Origin of the sequence: Pseudoclavibacter terrae (assembly GCF_008831075.1) — a bacterium.
Classification (GTDB): domain Bacteria; phylum Actinomycetota; class Actinomycetes; order Actinomycetales; family Microbacteriaceae; genus Pseudoclavibacter; species Pseudoclavibacter terrae.
Window position 1 is genome coordinate 83,036 of the sequence record NZ_WBJX01000003.1, and the last position, 18,805, is coordinate 101,840.

Genomic DNA, 18,805 nt, shown 5'->3' on the forward strand with positions numbered 1-18,805 from the left:
CAGGGTCAGGCGGGCAGGATCGCGGCGACCTGCGTTCGGACCTGCTCGACGATCTCATCGACCGAGAGCGCGGCGTTGATCGACGCGGCCATCGTGGTGAACATGATGGCGGAGACGACCTGCGCGAGGACGCGGGCGGTGTCGACTGTCGCCACGGTCTCGCGCGCGATGACCTCAGCGACGAGGTCCTGCGTCTGGCTCGTCAGCGTCAGCGCCTCGGCGTGCCGCGGCTCCTGCGGGTCGCCGAAGACCATCTCCCGAAGGTAGGTGCGGCCGTTGTCGACCTGCTTGCGATTGCAGGCCACGACGGGGCGAAGCACGGCGAGCACTCCGTCGAGCACCCCACTCGCCTCGGCTGAGGCCGCTCGGCCCTCCTCGAGCGCACTCTCGTAGAGAGAGTTCTGCACGAGCAGCAGCAGCTCACCTTTGGTCTTGGCGTAGAGGAACAGCGTGCCGGTGCCGATGTCGGCCCGGTCCGCGATCTCCTGCGTTGTGACGTCGTCGACCCCGCGCTCAGCGAAGAGCTCGCCAGCTGCGGCGGTGATGCGCTCGAGCTTGTCGAGCTTGTTCCGCTCACGGCGACCCAACGGGCGGGCTTCGGTGGCCATCTGGTCTCCTCCGGGAATAATTCATGAGCATGCTCAGTTATGAGCATAGTCGCCAATGCGTGGATCCGGTATCCGTGCCGATTCTTCCACGCGAGCGGAGCACTCATCCGCTCCGCCGACGGACGCGACGCACCGAGAACACCGAACTAAGGAATCACCGGATGACCTCCACCCTCTGGCAGCCGTTCACCCTCGGACGGATCGAACTCCCCCACCGGCTGGCCCTTGCACCCATGACCCGGAACCGGGCGGATGCTGACGGCACGCCCGGCCAGCTCGTCGCCGAATACTACGGCCAGCGTGCCTCGCTCGGCCTGCTCATCAGCGAAGGAACCCAGCCCTCCGACGACGGCCAGGGCTACCTGCACACCCCCGGCATCTACACGCCTGCGCACGTCGAGGGCTGGCGCGGCGTCGCCGATGCCATCCACGACGGCGGCGGATCGCTCTTCATCCAGCTGATGCACGTCGGCCGCATCGCGCACCCCGACAACACGCCGCACCACCGGCAGCCCGTCGCACCCTCGGCGATCGCACCGGAGCAGGACATCTTCACGGCAGAAGGCCCCAAGCAGATTCCGACGCCCCGCGAGCTGAGCCTCGAGGAGATCCAAGCGGTCATCGCGGAGTTCCGCCACGCGGCCGCATCGGCAATCGCGGCCGGCGCCGACGGCGTCGAGATCCACGGAGCCAACGGCTACCTGCTGCACCAGTTCCTCTCCCCGAACGCCAACCACCGGACGGACGCGTACGGCGGGTCCATCGAGAATCGGTCGCGCATCGTCGTCGAGATCGCCCGCGCCCTCGCGGAGGAGATCGGGTCCGACCGCGTCGGCATCCGCCTCTCCCCCGCCATGCCGCTCGGCGGCCTCGACGAGGGCGACACGGAGAGCGTGCGCGCGCAGTACCGCCACCTGGTCGGCGAACTCGCGACACTGAACCTCGCCTACCTGCACGTGCACCACGTCGGCGACGACGAGCTCCTGCGCTCGTTCCGCGAGGCCTGGCCCACCGCCCTGCTCGTCGTCCGCTACGGCCGGACCCGCGAGCAGATCGGGGATGACATCGAAGGGGGCCTCGCCGACATCGCCCCGCTCGGCCGCTTCGCGCTCGCGAACCCCGACGTGGTCGCCCGCCTCCGCGAAGGCGCCGAGTTCAACGAGCTGGACCCGTCAACGCTCTACAGCGGTGGCGCAGCCGGATACACCGACTACCCCGTGCTGACGCACGCCTGACGACCTACCGATTAGAAAGAGCCACTCATATGCCTTCACTCAACGGAGCAGTTGTCCTCGTCACCGGCGCGAACGGGGGCATCGGCACGAACTTCGTCCGCGAGGCCCTCGCCCGCGGCGCCGCCAAGGTCTACGCCACAGCCCGCACGCCGCGCACCTGGGACGACGAACGGGTCGTGCCCCTCGCCCTCGACGTCACCGACTCGGCATCCATCGCGGCCGTCGTCGAGGCGGCGCCAGACGTGACCGTCCTCATCAACAACGCCGGAGCCTCGGTCTCGTCCCCCGGCATCCTCTCGCACAGCGATGAGGAGATCCGAGCCAACATCGAGGTCAACTTCCTCGGGCCGCTCTTCCTCGCGCGCGCCTACGCGCCGCTCCTCGCGAACCGCGAGGGCGCCGCCATCATCGACGTGCACTCGGCACTCAGCTGGTACGCCGTGGCTGGCATTTACAGCGCGACGAAGGCGGCACTTTGGTCGGCGACGAACTCACTGCGTGTGGAGCTCCAGCCAGCGGGCGTGCATGTCGTGGGGGTTCACGTGGCCTACGTCGACACCGCCATGGCAGCAGGGGCCGACGGCCCGAAGCTCGACCCTGCCGTGCTCGTGTCGAAGGTCTACGACGCGACAGAAGCTGGCGAGTACGAGGTGCTTGCCGACGAAACTTCCGTGCAGTTGAGGGCCGGACTCAGCGCCCCGCTCGAGGCGGTCTACCCGCAGCTCAACCAGGCGACCAGCTAGCAGCTCGCAGCACGACCGGGGAGGGGCGCCGCCACCAAGCGGCGCCCCTCCCTCGCTGCGACGCACCCCTGCAGACTTCGCGCTCGCGCGTCCCTGCTCCGTCAGGGGGATGCGCAACCCCCAGGTCTGCAGGGCAGGGGCACCTGCAACGCCAAAGTGGCGTGGCTCCGGGTGAATCCGGGGGCCACGCCACTTTCGTTGTCTGGCCTCCGCCTCTGCTTCCGGCTCGGCGAGGATCTCCCCATCGCGCACGAACGTCAACGCCGCCGTGACCTCGTGGGCGTGCACGGCGGACGCGACCGGCGCGAGCAATGCAGAGAGCTGGCCGCCGTCTCGCTCCGCGGCGATGCCGGAGTGGGACCCCTTCCAGTAGTCCATCCCCGTCTGCCGCGTCTGCTCGTTTCGCACTCAGAGGAGGATCGAGGTGCTGAAGCGCTTCTGCACGGCGGTCGCCGAGTTCGATGACGTCGGCATGTGTGTGCTTTTTCCTTGCCCTTGCGCCGCGTCAGCGCGTGAGGAACTCGACGGCGACCGGGGCGAACTGGTGGTGGTACTGGAAGATGCCGCCGTGGCCCGAGTCGGAGTACATGACGAGCTCGGAGCCGGCGATGCGCCTGTGGAGGTCGTTGGAGAGCACCGATGGAACCATGCGGTCGTTGTCGCCGTTGGCGATGAGGGTCGGCTGCGTGAGCTTCGAGAGGTCGGAGGGCGCGGAGCGGCCGTAGCGTTGGATGGCCCCCAGCTGCGTCTGGAACGCCTTCAAGCTGATCGACGTGTCACGGTCGACCGTGCGTTCGGACAACCGGGCGACGAACGCTTTCGCGGCCCGCTTGCCGCGGTCGTCTCGGTTGAAGAAGAGGAACTCCTTGATGTCGGAGCGGGTGAGGATGGAGCGCACGAGGTCGAGGTAGGTGACGCCGACGACCTTGTCCATGTCCTTCCCGCCGCGTGGACCTGTGCCCGTGAGGACGAGCCGGCGGACGAGGTCGGGGTGCTTGACGACGAGGTCCTGCGCGATCATCCCGCCCATGGAGAAGGAGAAGATGTCGACCTTGTCGTAGCCGAGGGCGGTGATGAACTCGTACGCGTGGTCGGCGGCTTCCTCGATGGTTCTCGGGACGGTTCCCGTTGAGGCGCCGACGCCCCGTTGGTCGAAGGTGATGACGTGGCGCTTCTCGGCGATGGGGTCGACGATGCGGGGGTCCCAGTTGTCGAGCGTCGCGGCGAGGTGCACGAAGAAGATGACGGGGATGTCCTCCTTGGGTCCGAGCTCGCGGTAGGCGTAGCTGATGCCGCCCACGGTGATGTTCTTCGCCGGGGCGAGCGCGTAGGAGGTGACGACGGGTTCATTGGATGCAGTGCTCATGGTGTTCTCTCTTGGAACCTTGAGGGGTGAGTGGGGGTGTGACCGCTGGTGGTCAGCGGTTGCTGATGACTGCCTTTCCGCGAATGCCGCCGCCCCTCAGCGATTCGAGCGCCTGCACGGTCTCGTCGAAGGGGAAGACTCGTCCCACTATGGGCTTGATCGCTCCACGCTCGACGAGCGCGGTGATCTCACGCAGCTGCTCGCCGCTCGCTCGCATGAAGAGGAAGCGGTAGTCGACGCCGAGCCGCTTCGCCTGCTTGCGCACCTTGCCGCTGAGCCCGGCGATCGCGAGGCGCAGCACCGGGTTCAGCCCGGCGCTCCGCGCGAAGTCAGGGGTGGGCGGCCCCGAGATGCCGACGGCGATTCCACCGGGCTTCAGGATGCGCAGGGATTTCTCGAGGTTCTCTCCGCCCAGGCTGTCGAGCACGAAGTCGTAGCCGCTGAGCAGCCGCTCGAAGTCGTCGGCTCGGTAGTCGATCGCGTGGTCGGCGCCGAGCCCACGGACGAACTCGGCGTTGGCCGCGCTCGCCGTGGTGGCGACCTCGGCACCGAGGTGCTTCGCGAGCTGGATCGCGATGGACCCGACGCCGCCCGCACCGGCATGGATCAGGACCTTCTGCCCGGGTTGCACCTGACCGATCTCGACGAGCGCCTGCCACGCGGTGAGCGCGACGAGCGGGAGCGAGCCCGCCTCATCCATGGAGATGGACGACGGCTTCGGCGCCACATCCGCCTCATCGATGGCGATGCGCTCGGCGAACGTGCCGATGCGGTGGTCGCGGGGTCTCGCGTAGACCTCGTCCCCAGGCCGGAACGCGCGGACGGCGCCGCCGACGCGGAGGACCGTTCCGGCGACGTCGTGGCCGAGGGTGAGTGGCAGCTTGTACGGCAGGATCTGCTTGAACTCGCCGATGCGGATCTTCTCGTCGAGCTGGTTCACGCCGGCAGCCTGCACCTGGACGAGCACGTCATGCTCTCCCATGGTCGGCTCGGCGGCGTCGACTTCGAGCAGGGGCGTCTTGTAAGCGGGGAAGGTGAACGCTCGCATGGGTAGGACTCCGGGGTTGTGCCGCTTGATCGCCCCGCAAATGCCGAGCATACTCAATTCTGAGGCGACTCAGTAAGTCTGTCAAGGTCCCCCCAGCGGCAGTGCACGGCGGCCTCGGGTGCACTACTCCCTCGGGATGCACCGCCGTCTCCGCCCCAGGACGATCAGCGCGACGACTGCCACGCACATCGCACCGAGCACAGCGGCCGCGACCAGCACAGCGTCGGCGAGTGCCTGGCCGGTGGCGATGGCCCCCACTCCGATCGCAGTTCCGGCCTGCAACGCGTACGCGACGACGTAGAGCAGCGACAGGCTCGCGCCCCGATGCTGCGCGGGAGCGAGCCGATTGATGAGCCCCAACCCGCCCGTGAACGCGAGCGCGTAGGCGACGCCGCCGACGAAGCACCACCCGAAGAAGAGCGGCAGTGATCCGAACACGCTGGCCGCAGCCATGAGCGCAAGACTCAAGAGGGTCACGACGGCACCGGCCAGGACGGAGAACTGCGCGGAGATACGGGAGAGCAGGAGCCCCGTCGCGCCGATCGTCGCTGACGAGCACGCGAGGATGACGCCGATCAGGGCGCTGTTCTCCGTATCTGCGAACTCCCGGATCATGTGTGCGCCCAGGGAGAGGAAGATGGCCCCCACGCAGTACGCCAGCGCGACCGACAGCGTCGAGATCGTGAACCCGAGGCGGATACCCGCCGGCACCCTGGGCTTCTGGGGGCGCCAGCGGCGGCGCTCCGTCGGCCGGTCGTCCGGCGCCAGCGCGAGCAGCCAGATGTTCACCGCCGCCAACCCCAGCAGCACGACGTAGCTCCAGACGAGCGGCATCGCGACGAACTCCGCGAAGAGCCCGCTGAGCGCGAGGGCTGCGGTGAGGCCGATGGCCGTGGACACGGTCGCTGCGGAACTCGCGAAGCGCGGGCTCGCACTCGTGTTGTTCTCGACGAGCGAGGCGGTCGCGGCGCCCATGGCGAGCCCCGCGCCGACACCCTGCAGCACCCTCCCCGCGAAGAGGAACCCGACATGCGGCGCGACCGCGAAGACGAGGGCGGACACCCCGATGAGCGCGACGCCCCCGATCATCACGAGGCGCCGACCGAGGAGGTCGGAGAGATTGCCGAAGAGCGGGAGCGTGATCACGAGTGCCACCTGGTAGGTCGCGAAGACGCTCGTCACGACGACAGGCGAGAGGCCCCACTGCTCCGCGTAGAGCGGATACAGCACGCTCGGTGCCCCCGAGGACCAGAGCGCGAGGGCGAGCACGAACGCCGCCGCCCAGAAGGCGCGGCGCGCGCCGGCCTCCGGCATCGAAGACCCCTGGGCCACCTCAGACAACGGGGACAGTCCGTGCACGCGAGCGTGCAGAGGCGCCGCCCGGCGCGACACGGGCCCCGGTTCGGCGGCCGAACGTGGTGCAGCGCATAGAGAACCTCCTCGACTGCAGCGCCAGAGAGTGCGCCGCATGGCATGACCCTAAGAAGCTGACTCTGTTTTGGCAACTCAGGTGGTCGTCTGCGGTCATGGATGAGCAAGATCGCTTGACTCCGAACGCACCCGGGGGCCGAGCTCCCCAGGGCTGGACTCCCTAGGGCTGGACTCCCTGGGGCCGAGACCCCTGGTTCGCCCCCTGGCTCCGAAAAGGGGAGTCAGGTTAGAGTCCCAGCATGCCCCGCCAGTCGCCCGCCCTCAGTACGGCCCTGAGCGGATCGTGCGCCATCGCCCGATGCCTCGGCGTCTTCGACGACCCGTGGAGCTTCCTCCTCGTTCGAGAAGCGCTGCTCGGGCGCCGGACCTTCGCGGAGTTCCGAGACAGTCTCGGCATCGCCAGCGATGTGCTCAGCGCCAGGCTGACGAAGCTCGTCGAGGCTGAAGTCCTGACCAAGGCGGCGTACCAAGAACCCGGGCAGCGCACTCGAGAAGCCTACGACCTCACTCCCGCTGGCCGGGAGTTGAGCGCCGTCCTCATCGCCATGAAGCAGTGGGGCGAGGCACACGTACCTCGGGAAGCGCCAGCAAGGGTCGACGCGCGCGCCCACGCCGGCCAGACGACCGTCACCTCGCAGCTCGTGGACGAGCAGGGGCACGCGGTCCAACCCGACGAGGTCTCGTTCGTGCGCCGCTGAGCGCACCGAACCTCGAGGACCTCACCGCGCCCCGTTCGCCTCCATGAATCCCCGAGTCAGCTCTGGTCCCACTCGCTGGCGACGATGACCGTCCCCGGTGGCAACGCCCGCAGCTCCGTGATCCGTGCCGCCGCATCGACCGGTGCACTCTTGAGGGTGAGATCGCGGAGGCCGTAGCGCTCCGCTCGTCCATACAGGTCGATCACGCTCTCGACGTGAAGCTCGTACCGCGTCGGGTAGCCATCACCGCTGGAGCTGATGACCCCCTCCCGCTCGACCATCCCTCGCCAAGGATGCGGCTCGCCGCAAGCGCAGGCACCGCCGACGAATCGAGCCTCGCACGACGAGATGTCCTCATCGCCGATCGTGTGCAGGCGACTGTCCCAGCCTGGCAAGCGGTGGTCCTCACCGGCTCCGTCCGTCCACCGGAGATGCGTGTGGAATCCGATCATGGTGTCCCCCTCTTTCGTTGCCGCCAGTCTCTCGCCGACCACCGACAATCGCGCGCTCGATGATCGACGCCTGCCAGCGGAGCTAGCCAGGGACCGCCGATCCCTGGATGAGCGAGCCCTGAATCGACGAGGATCAAGGCAACAGACTGGGCCAAGCAGCCAGACTGCGCATTCGCTTCATCACCGTCAGCGGGCCCAGCGCCCGCAGGACTCAGGAGAATCTCGTGCCGAAGAACCTCGACATCCAAGTTCCACCCCTCAACGGCAAGCTCGCCCTCGTCACGGGCGCGAGCGACGGCATCGGCTTCCATATCGCCGCCCGCCTCGCCCGCGCTGGCGCCGAAGTCGTCATGCCCGTCCGCAACCGGGAGAAGGGTGAGAAGGCCGCCGCGCGCATCCGGGCCTCGAACCCGAGCGCGAAGCTCGAGCTGCGCGACCTCGACCTGTCGTCGCTCACCTCGGTCGCGACCCTCACGGACGAGCTCGTCACCGAGGAACGCCCCCTCAACATCCTCATCAACAACGCCGGCGTCATGACGCCGCCAGAGCGTCGCGAGACCGGCGACGGCTTCGAGCTGCAGTTCGGCACCAACCACCTCGGCCACTTCGCGCTCACCACCGGCCTCCTCCCCCTGCTCAAGGAGGGCAAGGCGCGCGTCACCACGCAGATCAGCGTCGCTGCCAACCAGGGCGCCGTCAACTGGGACGACCTCAACTGGGAGCGCAGCTACAGCAGCATGGGCTCGTACAGCTCGTCGAAGATCGCCACCGGCCTCCTCGGCATGCACCTCCACCGCCTCAGCGAGGCGAACGGCTGGGGCATCACGAGCAACCTCTCGCACCCCGGCGTCTCCCCCACGAACCTCTTGTCCGCGCAGCCGGGCATGGGCCGCACGAGCGACACCACCGAGGTGAAGGTCATCCGCGTCCTCTCCCGCATCGGCATCGCCGGCACCCCGCAGAGCGCCGCCCTCCCCGCGGTCCTCGCGGCCACGAGCCCGGGAGCGAAGGGCGGGCGCCTGTACGGGCCGAAGGGGCCCGGTCACATCGGCGGCCGTCCGGGCGAGCAGAAGCTCTACTCGCGAGTCACAAGCGAAGCGGATGCGCGCCGCCTGTGGGAGCTGTCCGAGCAGCTCGTCGCCGAGCACGTGGCCAGCTAGCCTCACCTCATGGACAGAGCCCAGCTTGCCGACTTCCTCCGCAGCCGCCGCGAGGCGCTGCAACCCGAGGACGTCGGCCTGACGAAGGGTCCGCGCCGCCGCACGGCGGGCCTGCGGCGCGAGGAGGTGGCCTCGCTCAGCGACATGTCCGTCGACTACTACAGCCGACTCGAGCAGAGCCGCGGCCCGCAGCCATCCGAGCAGATGCTCGCCGCCATCGCCCGCGGGCTGCGCCTCACCGTGGCAGAACGGGACCACCTCTTCCACCTCGCCGGCCAGCAGCCGCCGAAGCGCGCGATCAGCGGCGAGCACGTCGCGCCGGGACTCATGCGCATCCTCGACCGGCTCGCCGACACCCCAGCGCAGGTCATGACCGCCATGGGCGAGACGCTCGTGCAGACACCGGCGGCACGGGCACTGTTCGGTGACGAGACTCGCTTCAGCGGCAACGCCCGCAGCGTCGTCTACCGCTGGTTCACCGACCCGAGCGCGCGCGACGTCTACCCAGACAGCGACCACCAGAAGCTGGGGCGGGCGTTCGCGGCGGATGCGCGCGGCTTCGCAGCCCAGCAGGGTCCGGACTCGCGTGCGCAGCGGGTCGTGGATGCGCTCCTCGCCGAGAGCCCGGAGTTCGCCGAGATCTGGGCCGACCACGAGATCAACGCGACGCACGAGCTCGAGAAGCGGGTGCAGCATCCCGAGACGGGTGTCATCACGGTGCAATGCCAGTTCCTCGTCGACCCTGTGCAGGGCCAGACGCTGCTGGTGCTGACAGCCACGCCAGGCACCGAGAGCCACAACCGACTGCAACTGCTCTCCGTGCTCGGCACGCAGCGCCTGACCGCCGACGCCTGAAGCCCGGGTCGGGCAACCCGTGGCCGCTTCGACTCAGCCGTCACCCCACGGCTGCCCGTAGCGATCGACGAGTTCCTGCACCTCGTCGTCGGTGAGCGGGCGCAGGTCTTCCCGCCCTCCGACCAGAAGCCGCGTGCGCGCTGCTTCCTCGATCTCGATAGCGCGGTCGACAGCCTGTGCAACCGTGCTTCCGCTGACGATGGACCCGTGATTCTGCAGCAGCGCACCGTGGAACTCGAGCGCACTCGTCCGCACGGCCGCGGCCTGCGTCGGGTCACCCGGCGCTGCGTATGGCACGAGTGGCACGTTGCCCACGCGCATCAGGAGGTACGGCGTAATCGGCTCGAGGGCGCTGTGCGCACGCCACGGCGCGAGGCAGGACGCAGCCACCGCATTCGGCGAGTGGAGATGGACGACGCACGTCGCCGCGGGGTCGCGCTCGTACATGGCGAGGTGCAGGGGCGCTTCCTTGGTCGCTTTGGGCCCCTGCGGATCGAGAGGCTCACCGTCGACGCTCACACGCGCAAACGCGGTCCGGTTGAGGGCGCCGAGCGTCGTGCCGCTCGCACTCATCCAGATCTCGTTCCCCAATCGCACCGACACGTTGCCGGAACTCCCAGGTGAGAGCCCCATCTCCGCGAGAAGACGCCCCGCTTCGATCAGCTCATCGACGAGATCGCTCATGCGAGCCTCTCCCAAGCGCTGGAGAAGAGATCGACGTCGCCGAAGTTCCCTGACTTCAGCACCAGGTTGACATCGGGAGCCGCGCGACGGCGCCCGCGCAGCCACGACACGCCTGGGCTGAGGAGCTGTCCGACCTCGAGCACGGAGATACCCAGTCCCTGCGAGACGCTGCCGGACGTCTCGCCGCCCGCGACGATCAGCTGCGAAGCACCAGCGTCGGCAAGCCGAGGAGCGAGACGCGAGTAGAGCGTCTCGATCAGCTCCGATGCGTGCGGCGAGGCTCCGCGCCCTGCAGCCACGTCATCGACGTCACCCACTGAGTACAACATGACCGGGCGGTCTGCGTCCTCCGACCAGCGCTCCACAACCCAGTCGAGGAGGCGCTGCTCTTCCCCCGCCATGTCGTCGACGAGCGCCCGCACATCCAGCTTTCGACTCGACATCGTGCGACGTGCATCCTGCACCTGCGCCTGCGTCGCCCTGGATGCGCTGCCGGCGAGCACGACGCGTCTGCCCCGAATACCGGCGAGGTCAGTCGGGGCCACCCGCTTCGCTTCGGCCCCGAGCGCCAGCCCTGACCCGCCGGTGACGAGCGGATCGTCACGCGTCGCGGTCGCGATGGTTCGAAGGTCTGCACCGTCGATCGAATCGACGACGACGTACCGCGCACCACGTGCACCCGCGGCATCGATCGCCTCACGCACGGCCGCTGCTCCCCGCTTTACGACATCGACGTGCACCTCCGCCACGGCGTGCGGCGTCTGCGCGCTGAGGAGTGCCGAGACGCGCGAATCCCACATGGGGTTCAGCGGATGGTCTCTCATCGAACTGCGGTCGAGAGGATCGTTCCCGACGAACAGATGCCCCTTGTACACGGTGCGACCCGCATCCGGGAAACCAGGGACGACAACCGCGACCCTCGCCCCCGTCTCCTCGAGCAGCGCGTCGGCGATGGGGCCGATGTTGCCCTCAGGCGTCGAGTCGAACGTCGAGCAGTACTTGTCGTAGACCTGCGTGCACCCGAGCTCCCGCAGCACAGCAGCGGCCTCGCGCACCTCAGCGACAGCCTTCTCCGCTCGCACCGACCGGATCTTCAGGGCGATCACGACGGCGTCGTGCGCGCGAAGCGCATCAAGCCCATCGGCCTCCGGGACCCCGAGCACCACGGCAGTCGAAAGCCCACGCGAGCGCCAGTTGCCGGCCAGGTCGGTGGCCCCGGTGAAGTCATCGGCAATCGCTCCCAGCACGGTCAGCCCCTCGCCTCGGCACTCGCGCGGATCTTCTCGACCCACTCCACCACCTGCGGATCGACGTGCTCGAGCACCTCGCTCGTCGCATCCGCCCACTCCGCTCGGTCGATCTCGTGGAACTCGACGCCGTTCTCTTCGAGGAAGGCGATGTTCGCGTCGCGCTCCTCGATCGAGGTCTGCTCGTACCAGTCCGAGACGTCGGCGATTTCGGCATCGACGATGTCGCGCAGCTCGGCCGGCCAGCCCTGATAGGACTCAGCCCAGGCTTGGAAGTGGAAGTTGCCGTAGATGTGATTCGTCAGCGTGACGTTGGGCGCGACCTCGTAGAAGGAGTTGAACCGCACCACGTCGATGGGGTTCTCCTGCCCCTCCACCGCCCCCTGCTCGATGGCGGTGAACACCTCGCTCAACGCGAGCGGGGTCGGGCTGGCCCCGAGCGACTCCCACGTGTCCAGGTACGTCTGCTGCGTGGGAACGCGGAGCTTCAGGCCCTGCGTGTCGGCGAGCTCGGCAACGGGTCGCTGGGTGTTGAGCACGCGCGCCCCTCGGTACATCTGGCCGAGAAGCTGGAAGCCTGTATCCTCGCGAACGGCGTCGAGGATCTCGTCGCCGAGCTCCCCCTCCCACACGTCGAGGAACTGCGCCTCGTCCTCGTAGAGGAACGGCACGCCCTCGATGGCGGCAAGATCCGTGTAGCGCTCGAGAGATCCCACGGATTCGATGACGATGTCGACCGCCCCGTATTCGAGGCCCTCCTGCATGTCCTCCCAGCTGCCCAGCTGCGAGGCGGGATACACCTCGATCTCGATGCGCCCGTCGGACGACTCCGCGACCTGCTCCGACAGCATGTTCGCAGCGCGGTCCTGCAGGCTGCCGGCGCCGTACGAGTGACCGAGGCGAAGCAGCAGCTCTGGCTCGGAAGCAGGCGGGGCGGCGGTGCATCCGCTGAGGATAAGGGCGGCGCCTGCGAGGGCAACCGCACCTCGACGAAGCGACGCGCTGATTCCTTTACTCACGAGGGGAACTCCTTTGGTGGTGGATGTCGCTGGACGCATCGGGATCAGTACCACCCCAGCGCGAACGGCGCGTAGGTGACGATGAACAGCAGCAGGATCGACACGCCGAGCCACGGCAGCATGTCCTTCATCGCCTTCTCGGCGGATATGCCTGCGATGCGGCTCGTGATGAGCAGGTTGATGCCGACAGGTGGCGTGATTAGGCCGATCGCGAGGTTGATGACCACGATGAGCCCGAAGTGCACGGGGTCGACCCCAACGGCCGTCATGATCGGCAGGAGCACGGGCGTGAAGATGATGATCGCAGCGTTGCCCTCCACCACGGTGCCGACGAGCAGGAGCAGGACGTTCGCGACGAGGAGGATCACGAAGATGTTGTCGGTGATCCCGAGGACCGCCGCTGCGAGGATCTCCGGCGTGCCACCGGTGACGAGCGCCCACGAGTATGCCTGCGCCATGGCGATGATGAGCATGATCGCGGCTACGAGCATGGCGGTCTCCCGCATTGCTGTCACGATGCGTGCCCAGGTCAGGCCTCGGTACACGAAGAAGCCGATGATCGCGGCGACCGCCACCGCAACCGCGCCTCCCTCCGTCGCCGTGAACACGCCGAGGCGGATGCCTCCGAGCACGACGACCGGGATGAGGAGCGCGGGAATCGCCTTGAGGAAGGCCCTTCCGAGACCACGCAGGTCGGTCGACTTCTCAGCTGGATATCCCTTCTTGCGCGCGATGAGCCACCCCGTGATCAGGTAGGCCACGCCGAACGTGAGACCGATGTACAGACCGTGGAAGAACAGGTCGCCGATCGAGACCTCGGCGGCGACGGCATAGATGATCATCGTGATGCTGGGTGGGAGCACGAGGGCGATGATCGAGGCAGCGGCGGTGACCGACGCCGCGTCGCCAGGCGAGTAGCCGCGGCGCAGCATCTGCGGGATGAGGAGACGGCCCACGGCCGACGCGTCCGCGACGGCCGAGCCTGACATGCCGCCGAAAGTGACGTTCGTGAGCACGTTCACCGCCGAGAGTCCGCCGCGGATGCGCCCGACGAGTGCGTACGCGAAATCGATGAGACGCTGCGTCGTGCCGCCTGCGTTCATGATCGCGCCAGCCAGGACGAAGAGAGGAACCGCGAGTAGCGGGAAGGAGCGCATGCCGGCGATGAAGCGCTGGGCCCCCACTTCAGGTGGGACGCCCTCGACTGCCAGGCTGACGAACGACGCGAGGCCGACGGAGATCCCCACCGGGACGCCGATAGCGAGGAGCAGGAGGAGCAGCCCTCCGAGGATCACGGGCATCAGACGTCCTTGTCTTCTGGGGTCTTGGTTTCGTCGACGCTCGTCTCCGCGGTGAGAACCGCGACGACGTCGATGGGCTCGTCGAAGTCGCCACGCAGGGCCGCGACCAGCTTCTCGAGCGAGAAGAGGAACGAAAGGCCCATGCCGATGGGGACCATGAGGTACATGGCGAGCAAGGTCACGTCCACGCCGGAGGCGATAGTGAGACCAGTCATGAGCTGGCGTGCCCCCGTGGGCAGCATCATCGCCGCATACACCGTGACCAGCGCGAAGAGGGCGGCGGTCAGAACGTAGGCGACTACGACGAAGGTGCGCCGCACCTTGCCGTGCATGCGATCGACGACGAGCGTGACCGCGATGTGCTCACTGTGCCGCACGGCGACGGGGATAGCCGCCATGACGCACCACACGAACATGAGCGTTGCGAACTCCTCGGACCACACCGTGGGGCTGTTGAGCACGTACCTCATGAACACCTGGAACACGAGGACGAGGCTGATGAGCGTGACCGCGATGGCGGCGATCGTGAGGAGTGCGCGCTCGATGCCCGTGAAGATTCGGCCGACGACTCCGCCGATCACGGGACCATCACCAGCTTGACGATGTCACCTGGGCCGTCTGCGGCCATCCTTGTGGTGATCTCGGCTCCCTCTTCCAGGGAGGTCGTCCGCGAGACGATGGCGTCGGCCAGACCAGGGTGCCGGTCGAGGACGTCCAGCGCGGTCGTGAAGTCCGTCTTCGTGTACATGGCTGTGCCGAGCAGGGCGATCTCGCGAACCTGCAGCTCACCGACGGGAACCGGCACGGGCTTGCCGAAGACGGCGACCTGCACGATGGCGCCTCCAGGTGCGACAGCCGCGAAGGCCCGCTCGAGGAGAGCTGGCACGCCAGCCGCCACGAAGACCGCGTCGTAGCTGTGCGATTCGAGCTCGGCGTCCGGCGTGTGCACTCCGGTTGCACCAAGCGACTCGAGCATCGGATGCACGTGGCTTCTCGGTTCGATGACGTCGAGAACTTCTGCACCAGAGTCGCGCACGACGCGAGCGACAAGGGCACCGATGGTTCCGCCTCCGAGGACAAGCGACCGTGTGCGCTCCCGGTCTCCGAGCTGGGCGACCGCATGGGCCGCGACTGCGATGGGTTCGGCCAGAGCGAGGTGCTCGTCGGCGACGCCGTCTGGTGCGGGGATGACGGTGCTCGCCGGAACCGCCGTGAACTCTGCGAACGAGCCGTCCCATTCCGCGATGCCGAGCATCTGCTTGCTCGCGCAGAGGTGATAGCGGCCGCCTGTGCACAGCGCGCACTCGCCGCAAGACCGCTGCGGGTCGATGACGACCCGATCGCCGAGTGCCAACCCATCCACGCCGGGACCGATCTCAGCAATCCGCCCACCCGCCTCATGGCCTGAGATGAGCGGCGGAACGCGGAACGGATGCGTGCCGCGAAGCGCAGCGAGATCGGAGCCGCACACTCCGGTGGAGGTCACCTGCACGACCACCTCGCCTCGCCCGGCTAGAGGTTTCGGAATGTCGACCACCTGGGCTTTCCCAGATTCGTCGAAACGGATAGCGCGCATGTAACTGCTCTTCCCCGCGACTCACGGCCGCGTTGCTTCGCGTGCGGGTAGATGCTTGTGCTGCGATCCCAGCGCTGGGGGCAGACTACAAGCTGACTGACTGCATCCTATCATACCAGTTGTGTCATGCTTCAGTGCGGCAGAATGAAGGCCATACCGACGAAGGGAGCGCTGATGCCCGGCACTGCTCGCACCCAGCGCACGCCACAGGCTGGGATCATTCGGCAGAAGCGACTCTCCGATCAGGTCGCGGACGCAATCAAAGATGACATCCTGGCGCGCGGGCTGGAGCCCGGCGACAAGCTCCCTTCCGAACGCCAGCTCTGCGAGGCCTATGGCGTCTCGCGCACCGTCATCCGCGAGGCTGTCCAGGCACTCACCGCCAAGAGCATCGTGATCGCGACCCCCGGTTCCGGACTCACCGTCGCCCGCGCGAGCATCGACGATGTCGGCCAGATGCTGCAGATGTTCCTCCGCAACGGCCCAGAAGTTCCCTACCTGCAGTTGCACGAGGTGCGCGCGACTCTCGAGGTCTCTGTCGCGGGGCTGGCCGCAGAGCGCATCGACGAGGTCGGCATCAGTGCACTCGCGGACCTCTGCGAACAGCTGCCATCGTTCTCAGACGACATCGCTGCCGCTTCGCGCAACGACTACGACTTCCATCGTGGACTCGCCGTAGCCACCGGCAACGACTTCTTCGTCACGCTCTACGACGTCCTGGGGGAGGGACTCATGCAGACACGCATCGCTACCTTCTCCTTCGACCCGAGGCGCATCGAGGTCGTGGCTCGGGCTCACGCGGCGATCGTGGCGGGACTCGCGGCGCATGACTCTGACGGCGCAAGCTCTGCCATGGTGGATCACCTCGGAGAGGTGCGCGAGACCTGGATTCTGCACCAGTCCCACCCGTCGGCCTGATCGCGACTCTGTTCACTGTGTGACTACACAGTGATTACGGATGCGTGCTCCGTAGCCTTCGTTGAATCCCGGGCGGCCAGCCACGGATCACCGACGACAAAGGAGTTGCGATATGACAGATTTCAGCGGACGCTCAGTCCTCATCACCGGCGGCGCGGGCGGCATCGGCGCGGCGACCGCCGAGGAGTTCCTCAAGCTCGGCGCCCGCGTAGCGCTCGTCGACCTCTTCGCAGAGCCACTCGAGGCGACGCGCGAGCGCCTCGCCGCGCTCGGCGACGTCATCACGATCACGGCCGACGTCACCAATGAGGCAGACGTCGAGCGCTATGTCGCCGAGACCGTCGAAGCCTTCGGCACGGTCGACGTGTTCTTCAACAACGCCGGCATCGAAGGCGCCGTCGGCCCGCTCACCGAGGCGAGCGTCGACAACTACGAGAAGGTGTTCGCCGTCAACGTCCGCGGAGTCTTCCTCGGCATGAAGCACGTGCTCAAGGTCATGACCGAACGCGGCAGCGGCAGCATCATCAACACCTCCTCGGAGGCAGGCCTCGACGGGTCGCCGGGCGTCTCCGCCTACGTCGCGTCGAAGCACGCCGTCGTCGGCTTTACGAAGTCGGCCGCGCTCGAGGTCGCATCGACCGGCGTGCGGGTCAACAGCATCCACCCGTCGGGCGTGAACACGCAGATGGTGCGGCGCCTCGAGGAAGGCTTCGGCGGCGGGGACATTGAGGCCGCGAAGGCCGGATTCCAGGCCGCGATCCCCATGGGCCGGTATGCGGAGCCACTCGACATCGCACGCGTCGTCGTGTTCCTCGGCTCGGATGAGGCGTCGTTCGTGACCGGCGCGCAGTGGCGCGTCGACGGCGGCAACGGCGCCCGCTGACCGGAGCGCCCTCCGCACAGCGCGCGGGAGCGCAGGCCAGTCGGATCGCCCGCACCATTCGTGGCCCCGCGCCTACATCCGCACGCAGACGCACGCAGACAAAGTTGTGGCCCGATGCTCCTCCCGAGAACGGGAACAGCACCGGGCCACAACTCTTTGGTGCTCGCGGCTCACCTGGGCGCTCGCGGCGACCGCGGCGACCGCCCGCCCCGCCTGTGGCACCCGCCCGCGCGCCGGCAGCACCCGCGGCGACCGCCCCGCCCCGCGCGCGGCACCCGCGGCGACCGCGCGCCGGCCCCCGCGCGCCGGCAGCATCCGCGACCCGCGACCCGCCACCACGCAGGCAAAGTTGTGGCCCGTTGTCACTCCCGCAAGCGGGAACGACAACGGGCCACAACTCTTCGCGCCGCAAGGCCTCACCAGTTGACCCCTGACCCATGGGCCCTGACCCATGGGCCCTGACCCCTGGGTGCCCTGGCCGCTGACCTCCGGCCGCAGTCGCGCCGCCCCTCAGGCGAGACTCGTCAGCACGAACAGCGTCGCGCGCAGCGGCGAGAGGGCGATGGCGACCGCGAGGTCGCGAGGCGTGCACCCGGCGTCGAGCCGATGCGACGTGAACGACGCCCCGCTCGTCACAACCGGCGCCCCATTGCGGGAGAGCTGAACGCTCGAGAGGCCGACGCCGCGCATCGTCCACTCGGTGCCGTCGACGCGAGCCCGCACCGTGCGCGAGCGGCGAGTGAGCTGAAGGTCGAATCGCCGAGCATGCGGCTGCGTCACCTCGCCGGCGACACCGCCGACGACGAGCTGCATCGGGAACCGGAACGTGCCCTCGGGTGCGACCCACGCCGCCCCGCGGTGCTGCTTCTCGTCGGCGATGAGCTCGGCGGTCGGGAGCCCGTGGCCGGATGCCGTCGCGCGCCAGGGGTCGGCCGAATACACGAGCGCAGCCGCGCCGAATGGGGTCTCCGACCTCCACACCTCTTCCGGCGACCTGTGGGTGATCGGGACCCGCTGGGACCTGAATGCACGGATGCTCACGTCACGGCCCGTTCCGCGGCGTGGCTAGTCGCTCGCCGGCTTCTTCGCGGCGGGGCGGCGTCTGCGTACGGGGCGCGGTCGCTCGTCGGCGTCGACCTCTGCCTCGTGCACGCGTGCCGGCCGCCAGACGACGACCTCGGTGCGGCGTGCCGTGCGGCGTCCGTGCGCGAGCGGCACGACGTCGCCTCGCTCGCCAGCCGCGAAGATGCGGCCGCCGAGGCGAGTGAGCCGCTCGTCGGCGAGCTCCGCCTCAAGCGCCCGCACGCGCCGCCGCAACCCGAGCACCTCACGCTGCAGCTCGAGCACGCGCGCGATGCCTTCGAGGCTCACGCCCTCGTTGGAGAGCACTGCGATCTCGCGGAGCTGCGCCACGTCGCGGAGCGAGTAGCGCCGCACGCGGCCCGCCGTGCGCTGCGGCGTGACGAGCCCCATCCGGTCGTACTGCCGCAGGGTCTGCGGGTGCATGTTCGCGAGCTCGGCGGCCATGGCGATCGCGAAGATCGGGGCGTCCTCGTCGAGGTCGGAGGGGAATGCCATGAG

Annotated in this window: 20 protein-coding genes; 7 read left to right on the forward strand and 13 right to left on the reverse strand. The window is 68.3% G+C overall.

From position 1 onward, the window contains the following. Nucleotides 1–5 precede the first annotated feature (5 nt). The gene (locus tag F8O03_RS09840) at nucleotides 6–608 is read right to left on the reverse strand and encodes a TetR/AcrR family transcriptional regulator (protein WP_151423728.1); all 603 of its coding nucleotides are present in this window, start codon (nucleotides 606–608) and stop codon (nucleotides 6–8) included. Between the two features lie 161 nt (nucleotides 609–769). Here F8O03_RS09840 and F8O03_RS09845 point away from each other — a divergent pair, with 161 nt between their 5' ends. Together F8O03_RS09845 and F8O03_RS09850 are read left to right on the forward strand one after the other, a co-directional pair. After that, entirely contained in the window at nucleotides 770–1,843 is a 1,074-nt protein-coding gene (locus F8O03_RS09845; protein WP_151423729.1) for an alkene reductase, read from the forward strand. Between the two features lie 29 nt (nucleotides 1,844–1,872). After that, on the forward strand, nucleotides 1,873–2,586 hold the full coding sequence (locus F8O03_RS09850; protein WP_151423730.1) for an SDR family oxidoreductase: 714 nt from the start codon (nucleotides 1,873–1,875) through the stop codon (nucleotides 2,584–2,586). A gap of 505 nt (nucleotides 2,587–3,091) precedes the next feature. Here F8O03_RS09850 and F8O03_RS09855 read toward each other — a convergent pair. The 3 genes from F8O03_RS09855 to F8O03_RS09865 all read right to left on the reverse strand — a co-directional run bounded on the left by F8O03_RS09855 (nucleotide 3,092) and on the right by F8O03_RS09865 (nucleotide 6,314). Continuing rightward, nucleotides 3,092–3,952 (reverse strand): alpha/beta fold hydrolase, encoded by an 861-nt coding sequence (locus F8O03_RS09855; protein WP_151423731.1) that lies wholly within the window; start codon nucleotides 3,950–3,952, stop codon nucleotides 3,092–3,094. 52 nt (nucleotides 3,953–4,004) lie between these two features. After that, on the reverse strand, nucleotides 4,005–5,000 hold the full coding sequence (locus tag F8O03_RS09860) for an NADP-dependent oxidoreductase (RefSeq protein ID WP_151423732.1): 996 nt from the start codon (nucleotides 4,998–5,000) through the stop codon (nucleotides 4,005–4,007). 123 nt (nucleotides 5,001–5,123) lie between these two features. Then, on the reverse strand, nucleotides 5,124–6,314 hold the full coding sequence (locus F8O03_RS09865; protein WP_244296169.1) for an MFS transporter: 1,191 nt from the start codon (nucleotides 6,312–6,314) through the stop codon (nucleotides 5,124–5,126). A gap of 356 nt (nucleotides 6,315–6,670) precedes the next feature. On the opposite strand from F8O03_RS09865, the gene F8O03_RS09870 reads away from it, so the two are divergent. Next, nucleotides 6,671–7,129, forward strand: a complete 459-nt coding sequence (locus F8O03_RS09870) for a winged helix-turn-helix transcriptional regulator (RefSeq protein ID WP_151423733.1) — start codon at nucleotides 6,671–6,673, stop codon at nucleotides 7,127–7,129. Nucleotides 7,130–7,185: 56 nt separating this feature from the next. On the opposite strand, the gene F8O03_RS09875 is transcribed toward F8O03_RS09870, so the two are convergent. Then, complete coding sequence (locus F8O03_RS09875) at nucleotides 7,186–7,581, reverse strand: hypothetical protein (RefSeq protein ID WP_151423734.1); 396 nt, start codon at nucleotides 7,579–7,581, stop codon at nucleotides 7,186–7,188. A gap of 224 nt (nucleotides 7,582–7,805) precedes the next feature. On the opposite strand from F8O03_RS09875, the gene F8O03_RS09880 reads away from it, so the two are divergent. Continuing rightward, nucleotides 7,806–8,741 carry an SDR family oxidoreductase gene (locus F8O03_RS09880; protein ID WP_151423735.1) on the forward strand — a complete coding sequence of 312 codons (936 nt, stop codon included), beginning with the start codon at nucleotides 7,806–7,808 and terminating at the stop codon, nucleotides 8,739–8,741. Nucleotides 8,742–8,750: 9 nt separating this feature from the next. After that, the gene (locus F8O03_RS09885) at nucleotides 8,751–9,596 is read left to right on the forward strand and encodes a helix-turn-helix transcriptional regulator (protein ID WP_151423736.1); all 846 of its coding nucleotides are present in this window, start codon (nucleotides 8,751–8,753) and stop codon (nucleotides 9,594–9,596) included. A gap of 33 nt (nucleotides 9,597–9,629) precedes the next feature. On the opposite strand, the gene F8O03_RS09890 is transcribed toward F8O03_RS09885, so the two are convergent. The 6 genes from F8O03_RS09890 to F8O03_RS09915 are packed head-to-tail and all read right to left on the reverse strand — an operon-like array spanning nucleotide 9,630 to nucleotide 15,423. Beyond that, the gene (locus F8O03_RS09890; protein ID WP_151423737.1) at nucleotides 9,630–10,280 is read right to left on the reverse strand and encodes a class II aldolase/adducin family protein; all 651 of its coding nucleotides are present in this window, start codon (nucleotides 10,278–10,280) and stop codon (nucleotides 9,630–9,632) included. After that, on the reverse strand, nucleotides 10,277–11,527 hold the full coding sequence (gene otnK, locus F8O03_RS09895; RefSeq protein WP_208851838.1) for a 3-oxo-tetronate kinase: 1,251 nt from the start codon (nucleotides 11,525–11,527) through the stop codon (nucleotides 10,277–10,279). Before otnK ends, F8O03_RS09890 begins: the two co-directional genes overlap by 4 nt. A 2-nt stretch (nucleotides 11,528–11,529) precedes the next feature. Continuing rightward, nucleotides 11,530–12,546: a TRAP transporter substrate-binding protein gene (locus tag F8O03_RS09900; protein WP_167516538.1), complete on the reverse strand. Its 1,017-nt coding sequence runs from the start codon at nucleotides 12,544–12,546 to the stop codon at nucleotides 11,530–11,532. A 44-nt stretch (nucleotides 12,547–12,590) separates the two neighbouring features. Further along, a complete protein-coding gene (locus F8O03_RS09905) occupies nucleotides 12,591–13,847 on the reverse strand; it encodes a TRAP transporter large permease (protein WP_151423739.1) in 1,257 nt (418 codons plus the stop codon). Further along, nucleotides 13,847–14,428: a TRAP transporter small permease gene (locus F8O03_RS09910; RefSeq protein WP_151423740.1), complete on the reverse strand. Its 582-nt coding sequence runs from the start codon at nucleotides 14,426–14,428 to the stop codon at nucleotides 13,847–13,849. Before F8O03_RS09910 ends, F8O03_RS09905 begins: the two co-directional genes overlap by 1 nt. After that, nucleotides 14,425–15,423, reverse strand: coding sequence for a zinc-dependent alcohol dehydrogenase (locus F8O03_RS09915; RefSeq protein WP_151423741.1), 999 nt, complete (start codon nucleotides 15,421–15,423; stop codon nucleotides 14,425–14,427). The genes F8O03_RS09910 and F8O03_RS09915 overlap by 4 nt, the downstream gene beginning before the upstream one ends. A gap of 174 nt (nucleotides 15,424–15,597) precedes the next feature. Between F8O03_RS09915 and F8O03_RS09920 the strand changes: the two genes are divergently transcribed. Together F8O03_RS09920 and F8O03_RS09925 are read left to right on the forward strand one after the other, a co-directional pair. Beyond that, on the forward strand, nucleotides 15,598–16,341 hold the full coding sequence (locus tag F8O03_RS09920) for a FadR/GntR family transcriptional regulator (RefSeq protein ID WP_167516540.1): 744 nt from the start codon (nucleotides 15,598–15,600) through the stop codon (nucleotides 16,339–16,341). A gap of 112 nt (nucleotides 16,342–16,453) precedes the next feature. Continuing rightward, nucleotides 16,454–17,224, forward strand: a complete 771-nt coding sequence (locus F8O03_RS09925) for an SDR family NAD(P)-dependent oxidoreductase (RefSeq protein WP_151423743.1) — start codon at nucleotides 16,454–16,456, stop codon at nucleotides 17,222–17,224. A gap of 510 nt (nucleotides 17,225–17,734) precedes the next feature. Here the strand turns inward: F8O03_RS09925 and F8O03_RS09930 are convergent. Beyond that, a complete protein-coding gene (locus F8O03_RS09930; RefSeq protein WP_151423744.1) occupies nucleotides 17,735–18,265 on the reverse strand; it encodes a hypothetical protein in 531 nt (176 codons plus the stop codon). A gap of 24 nt (nucleotides 18,266–18,289) precedes the next feature. Further along, on the reverse strand, nucleotides 18,290–18,802 hold the full coding sequence (locus F8O03_RS09935) for a heat shock protein transcriptional repressor HspR (protein WP_151423745.1): 513 nt from the start codon (nucleotides 18,800–18,802) through the stop codon (nucleotides 18,290–18,292). Nucleotides 18,803–18,805: the final 3 nt, after the last annotated feature.

Bases quoted from the DNA above. Each gene is read 5' to 3' on its own strand.
- F8O03_RS09890 (WP_151423737.1), bottom strand. From the start codon at position 10,280: ATGAGCGATCTCGTCGATGAGCTGATCGAAGCGGGGCGTCTTCTCGCG.
- F8O03_RS09845 (WP_151423729.1), top strand. From the start codon at position 770: ATGACCTCCACCCTCTGGCAGCCGTTCACCCTCGGACGGATCGAACTC.
- F8O03_RS09860 (WP_151423732.1), bottom strand. From the start codon at position 5,000: ATGCGAGCGTTCACCTTCCCCGCTTACAAGACGCCCCTGCTCGAAGTC.
- F8O03_RS09850 (WP_151423730.1), top strand. From the start codon at position 1,873: ATGCCTTCACTCAACGGAGCAGTTGTCCTCGTCACCGGCGCGAACGGG.
- F8O03_RS09920 (WP_167516540.1), top strand. From the start codon at position 15,598: ATGCCCGGCACTGCTCGCACCCAGCGCACGCCACAGGCTGGGATCATT.
- F8O03_RS09875 (WP_151423734.1), bottom strand. From the start codon at position 7,581: ATGATCGGATTCCACACGCATCTCCGGTGGACGGACGGAGCCGGTGAG.
- F8O03_RS09865 (WP_244296169.1), bottom strand. From the start codon at position 6,314: ATGCCGGAGGCCGGCGCGCGCCGCGCCTTCTGGGCGGCGGCGTTCGTG.
- F8O03_RS09915 (WP_151423741.1), bottom strand. From the start codon at position 15,423: ATGCGCGCTATCCGTTTCGACGAATCTGGGAAAGCCCAGGTGGTCGAC.
- F8O03_RS09925 (WP_151423743.1), top strand. From the start codon at position 16,454: ATGACAGATTTCAGCGGACGCTCAGTCCTCATCACCGGCGGCGCGGGC.
- F8O03_RS09870 (WP_151423733.1), top strand. From the start codon at position 6,671: ATGCCCCGCCAGTCGCCCGCCCTCAGTACGGCCCTGAGCGGATCGTGC.
- F8O03_RS09855 (WP_151423731.1), bottom strand. From the start codon at position 3,952: ATGAGCACTGCATCCAATGAACCCGTCGTCACCTCCTACGCGCTCGCC.
- F8O03_RS09905 (WP_151423739.1), bottom strand. From the start codon at position 13,847: ATGCCCGTGATCCTCGGAGGGCTGCTCCTCCTGCTCCTCGCTATCGGC.
- F8O03_RS09935 (WP_151423745.1), bottom strand. From the start codon at position 18,802: ATGGCATTCCCCTCCGACCTCGACGAGGACGCCCCGATCTTCGCGATC.
- F8O03_RS09840 (WP_151423728.1), bottom strand. From the start codon at position 608: ATGGCCACCGAAGCCCGCCCGTTGGGTCGCCGTGAGCGGAACAAGCTC.
- F8O03_RS09885 (WP_151423736.1), top strand. From the start codon at position 8,751: ATGGACAGAGCCCAGCTTGCCGACTTCCTCCGCAGCCGCCGCGAGGCG.